This is a genomic window from Mycobacterium sp., assembly GCF_032162105.1.
GTDB lineage: Bacteria > Actinomycetota > Actinomycetes > Mycobacteriales > Mycobacteriaceae > Mycobacterium.
This window is the reverse complement of sequence record NZ_JAVRPS010000612.1, coordinates 1-5,770: the sequence shown is the minus strand read 5'-3', so window position 1 is coordinate 5,770 and position 5,770 is coordinate 1. Positions and strand designations below refer to the sequence as shown.

Below are 5,770 nucleotides of genomic sequence, written 5' to 3'. Positions count from 1 at the left end.
CGAGGTGAAACTCAACGGTCTTCGGACTGATGAACAGCGCCGCCGCGACCTCGCCGTTCGTCATGCCCGATGCCGTCAGTCGCGCGACTTTTTGCTCGGCCGAAGTGAGCGCGGGTCGGCGAGTGGCATCGGCGGCGCGGTTCCTTTCAGCGCGGGCGCGAGCGGCCCAGAGCGGCGTGCCAAGACGCTCGAATACCCTCCACGCCTCCGTGAGAGAAACCGTGGCAGCCTGCTCCTGGCGTTGCCGGCGCTGAATTCCGCCCAGCAGGAGTTGGGTGCGCGCGCGTTCGAAGGGCATCGGAATCCGATCGTGTTCGACCATGGCCTGTTCGGTGGCACGGTATGCCCCGTCGATGTCACCGCGCGCGGCCAGAAGCATTCCCCGGCACCGTCCACCGACTGCCAACATCCAGGGACGGTCGAGTCTGCGGCCGTTGCCTTCGAGAAGGTCGATCAGGGGCTCTGCATCGTGGAGCCGATCCAGATGAATCAGCGCTTCGACGGCATCTGGAATGAATGACCCGGCAATGATTTCCGTCGAAGCAAGAGTGGCAGTGATCTTGCTCATCAGCGGCGTGAGCGCGGCGAGCGCTGCCTCGTAGTTACCCAGTGACATCTCCAGGAAGCCGAGTACGGTCACCGGCCACTCGGCGATGGCGTGCATACCGCTGCGTGCGCTGGCAGCAGTGGCTTCGGTCAAATCGGATCGGGCGTCGGCCTCTTGACCGGCGTACGACCTTGCCAGCGCCCGCATCGTCAACGCTTCGAGCAGGGGTATGTCACCGCCCAACCGCCGCGCTCGTTCAACAGTGTCCTCCGCGCGCCGACCGGCTTCGATGAACTCTCCGAGCCAGAACTCGACGAGACACGTGTGAAACGACAGGTAGACGAGCTCACTCTCCTCGCCACGTTCGAGACAGCCGCGACAGATGGAGACCAACGCGTCTCGGGCGTTGTCGAGCTGCCCCGACCAACCTGACAGCAGCGCGTTTTGCACGGTCGGGCGAAACACGATCGCGATGTTCGCATCGGGGTCTTCCAACTCCAGCGCACGACGCATGCCGGGTTGATCGTGACCCTTGCCCTGAATGAATCGAATCATGGCGCGCGCGCCGAGTGCCTGACTGACAAGCGAAGGAACCCCGGACCGCATGGCAGCAACGACGGCTTCCTCGACCTTCTCGTCGACCGCCTCCGCGAATCGGTCTTCGTTCAGCAGAGCGAACGACAGCGTGACCAATATCTGAGCCCGCAGAGCGAAGTCCCCGCCGACCTCACCCAACGCACGTTCGAACAGGGCTGCACCTTCTTGCAGACCGTCGTCGAACAGGTTGACGACAGCCAGCTGCATGAGTGCACGCGCGCGGAGCACCCCGGGTGCCGAGTGTGCGATGGCCTGTTCGAGGAGGTTCTTGGCTCGGCCGGGGTTGCCGGCGCCGAGATGGTGGCTTGCTGCACGGATCTGACGCTCGGGCGTTTCACCACCCAATGCGAGGCCGAGATCGAGCAGTTCGGCGGCGGCGGCCGGCGCTCCGCGCTTGCGCGCCAGTTCGGCCGCGACGTCCAGTGACTCGAGTGTGGGAGGGGTCGCGCTCGTCGCGGCTAGCGCGAGATGCCTGGCGCGTGACTCTGGGTCTTCGACGAGGCCTGCCAGTCTCTGGTGCATCGCTCGACGGAGCGCCGGGGGTGTGTCCGTGTACACGCCCCGGGCGAGAAGCGGATGAGTGAAACGCAAGCTTTGACCATCGATTTCAACGATCCCGGTGCTCTCTGCGCCCGCAAGCAGCGCTACGAGGTCAGCGGCGCCGGTACCCGTGGCGCGAGCGACTAGCTCTACGGTCGGAACCGCGAAACAGGCCACGGCGAGCAGGGCATGGCGTACGTCGTGGTCGAGACTGCCGACCCGGGCGCGCACCAATTCTGCGAGCGAGGCGGGCAAGGACGTTGGTGCGAGCATGTGACCTTCCAGTGATCGCGCCAGCTCCAGGGCATAGAACGGATTCCCGCCTGAGACCTCTTGAATACTGAGCATGGTCGGCCGCGGGAACGATCTTCCGAGACGGTCTCTGATTACCGCCTGTAAACCACTGATATTCAACGGACGCAATGAGATTCGACGTATGGCGTCGGGTGTGGGCAGTTGCAGCCACGAGGTCGCGCCGACGCTGTCACGGTCGCTACGGGTCGTAGCGAACACTGCTACCCGGCCAGCGAGCCGACGCGCCGCAAACGCGATCGCGTGCACGCTGGACATGTCGACCCACTGCAGGTCGTCGATCGCCACGAGCAGCGGTGACTCGATCGCGAGCCCTTGCACGACTGACAGCAGGGCTGCCGAGACGGCTCGCGGGTCAGTCGGCGCGCCGCCCGCATCGGCTCGCAGCAGGATGTGGTCGAGCGCAAGTCGTTGCGGATCCGGCAGCTCGGACCGGGCGGCGGTGCCGACGCTGCCCAGAAGGTCGGCCAACGATGAGTACGACAGCGCCGACTCCGCTGCAGCCGGCCGGGCCGAGAGCACCTGAAAGCCAAGCTCACGTGCCCGCTCGACGCCGGCAAGCCACAGCGTGGTTTTACCTATTCCTGGTTCACCCTCCACGACCAACCCAGACGGTGCCGTGAAGGCCGTCGTGAGAAACTCGGCCACTGCACGGGTTTCGGCCTGACGGACCTGAAGACGCGAAGTCGTCACCGACTGATCACCCCATCGAGAACTGGGATTCCGGCGTGGATGCGAGCGGACTCGTCGTGGACGACCTCGAACCAACCGGGGATGGCGGCGGCACTGTCTGGCTGGTCTTCCGCCTGAGGACGAACGCGGCGGTCGATCACCCGCTCATAATCCTTCACCGGCCACGTTGATGCTCGGCGAGAGTCACAGGCCTTTCAGATCGTGCTCGTGTACTGTCGCCCGCCACGGCGATGGGAGCAGGGTTTGCCCCGATCGTCCCTGCACCGCGGCAGCGCACCAACCCGCGAGGGCCGCGCATCCGCAGGGCAAATCACGGGTGGAGCGCATGGTCCAGTAGGTCCAGGGCTACTTCTTCACCCGGGTCAAGGTGCACCGCCACTACGTACAGCTCTGCGGCGGTGGCGATTTCGCCTGACTGCTCATGGCGATATCACCCTTGCCATAGGCGGTGGCGCAGTGAACGATCACGCCTGCTCCACGGACAGCGTCGTCGAGCCCTTCGGCGGTTCGCAGGTCGCCGACCACAGACTGTGCCGCCATCGCAGCCCCGGGCCCCGGGACGCGCCGAGTGAGTACTTTCACCTCACACCCCAAGTTGTCCAGGCGGTCGACCACAGCCCGCCCCAGTCTTCCAGTTCCGCCAGTCACCAGCACCGACTGCATCAGTTCTCCTTCCACATCCTTAGCGAGTCACCGTGCTGTGTGCTGGGCTCAGTTCGCGACGGCGGCGGTCGTCACCGAGCCGATCTGCATCACCTCACCCCTGCGTAGCAGTATCTACTCCAGGGATGAGGCCGTTCAGCGCAGAAGGCTCCGGCCCGGCCGACCGCGTCCGCGCAGCGGATACCCGCGCCGCAGCCTGTTGAGGGCACCGCCGAAGGACCGAGCGACGGCCGCGCCGACCAACAACCCGACCGCGATCGCACAGACCACCGTCGCCACCCCGAATGCGTTCGCCCCGCCACCGCTGGGATTGGTGATGAGGGCAGTAGTGGAGAGCAGACCGAGGCTGCCGGGGACGAGCAGCCAGAATGCCGGCAGGAAGACCACCAACCGCGGCAGGTTCGGACGCACGGCCTCGACGAGCGACGAACCCAGGCTGGCGGCGACCGCGCCCAGGAAGCTGCCGAGCACTGCACCACCGACGTGCTGTCCGAAGCTCTGGGCGGCGAAGGCGAGGATCAAGACCACGGTGATCCAGGGCAGCAGTCGCACCGGCGGACTCTCCAGGACCCCGATTCCGATGCTGATCAGAATCAGCCCCAGCGGCGCGGCCCACCAGCCGAGTGTGTCGACGCGGAGATTGGCCAATTCGGCTGCAGGCACGGTGATCACGTGGCTGGCCGCAACGATGCCGAGGGTGAACAGGAGCAGCTGGACCAGCCCGAAGATCAACCGGGACGCTCCGGCCACCATGTCGCCCGCGGCCAGCTCCGACATCGCGGTGACGATCAACGCGCCGGGCAACAGCACGGCGAGCGGCGGCAACAGGGTGCGCAGCGGTCCGTCCAGCAAGTCGGCGTTGGCGGCTGCGAAGACCCCGCACGCCAGAAGGAAGGCCGCAAGCGTCGGTAGCAGCGTGGCGATCAGGCCGAACCGCTGCCCCAGCCGGAAAAGGGCGACCACCACGACGGCCCCGACGGCCGCGAAGGCGACGTTGGCGCCGCCGGGCTGGAGGATGAGAGCGATCCCCGTGGCGATCGCGATCCAACCGAGGTTGGCCAACCACTGCGGATAGCGGGGTGGGCGATGGCGCAGCTCGAGAAGCTCCTCGGTGGCCTGGGACACCGTGAGGGTGGACAGCGACAACCGATGACGGATCGCCCGGACCTCGGAGGCCTGGTCGAGACGCAGTCCCCCCTTGACCGACTCGAACGTCGCGGCGGCGCCGCTGGCCAGGTTCAGCATGACCCCGGTCGGCGATGCCGCGATCTGGACGTCGGGGTAGCCCAGCGCGGCGCTCACCCCAGCCAGCTCGTCCTCCACATCGCTGACCGGCTGCCCCGTCGCCACCATCGCGGCGCCCAGGTAGGCCAGTAAGGCGCGGACGGCGTCGTCGTCTTCGGACACGGCGTCACTCTGCCAGGTTGAGGCGCAGGCTCAGAGGCATGGTCGAAATTCCTATCGGTGAGCGTTAAGTGCATCCGCACGAATTGCGATGGTGGAACGTCGTCGGTACGCGAATTCGTTGCGGCGCGCCATCCTGTCCCCGAATGCGGCGCAGAAGCAATTCGACCGCGGTGGCGCCGATCGTCTCGACGTCCTGCGCCGCCGCGGTGAGCTTGGGTTCGAAGAGGTCCGACCATTCGAAGTCGTCGTAACACACGAACGCCACGTCGGCCGGAATCGACAAACCTAGACTGCGAACGGCTTTGAGTGTTCCAATGGTCATGGAGTTGTTCAACGACACCAGCGCGGTGGGCCGGTTCTCACCCGACATCAGCGAGTGCACCTCGCGTTCCGCCACGTCCATACTGGAGTCGCCGTCGAGCACCAGAGCGGCGTCGACCGCGATACCTCGCTCTACGAGCGCCGTGGAGTAACCATCGAATCGCTCAGTGGTGGAGGAGATCCCGGCAAGGCCGCGTACGACGGCGATCCGACGATGCCCGAGGTCGAGCAGGTGCTCGGTCAACGACCGTGCCGACGAGAAGTTCTCCGGGCCAACCTGATCGCTCCCGACGTCGACACGGCGGTCGATCAGAACCAGAGGAGTTCCAGTGCGGGTGATTTCGGGGAGGGTGGCACGCTCCGACCCGGCCGCGGGTGCCACGATCATCCCGTCGACCTGGCGGTCCAGAAGCGAGTCGATGACGCGTTTCTCCAATTCCACGTCGTCGTGGGAATCTCCGACGATCAGCACGTACCCGGCGTCCGACAGTGCCCGTTCCACGGCGTGAACCAGGCTCCCGAAGTACGGATTCGTCAACGCGGAGATCGAGAGTCCGACCGTCTGCGTGCGCCCGGCCGCGAGTGATCGTGCGACGACGTTGCGCCGGTACCCGGTCTCCTCGATGGCCGCTTCGACGCGCAAGCGCGTGGCGGTGTTGACCTTGCGCGTGCCGTTGAGCACGTGCGAGA

General features: G+C 66.0%; 4 protein-coding genes and 1 pseudogene. All 5 read right to left on the bottom strand.

Annotated features, from left to right (window positions below):
* On the bottom strand, positions 1–2,254 hold a 2,254-nt coding region (locus QOC69_RS31185), incomplete at its 3' end, for a LuxR C-terminal-related transcriptional regulator (protein WP_526446372.1).
* 15 nt (positions 2,255–2,269) lie between these two features.
* Positions 2,270–2,644, bottom strand: a pseudogene (locus QOC69_RS31180) (AAA family ATPase); the annotation flags it as partial.
* A 423-nt stretch (positions 2,645–3,067) separates the two neighbouring features.
* Entirely contained in the window at positions 3,068–3,352 is a 285-nt protein-coding gene (locus QOC69_RS31175) for an SDR family oxidoreductase (RefSeq protein WP_526446371.1), read from the bottom strand.
* 135 nt (positions 3,353–3,487) lie between these two features.
* Complete coding sequence (locus tag QOC69_RS31170; RefSeq protein ID WP_526446370.1) at positions 3,488–4,759, bottom strand: threonine/serine exporter family protein; 1,272 nt, start codon at positions 4,757–4,759, stop codon at positions 3,488–3,490.
* Positions 4,760–4,823: 64 nt separating this feature from the next.
* Positions 4,824–5,770 (bottom strand): LacI family DNA-binding transcriptional regulator (locus tag QOC69_RS31165; RefSeq protein ID WP_526446369.1); only part of this gene is annotated, 947 nt, incomplete at its 5' end.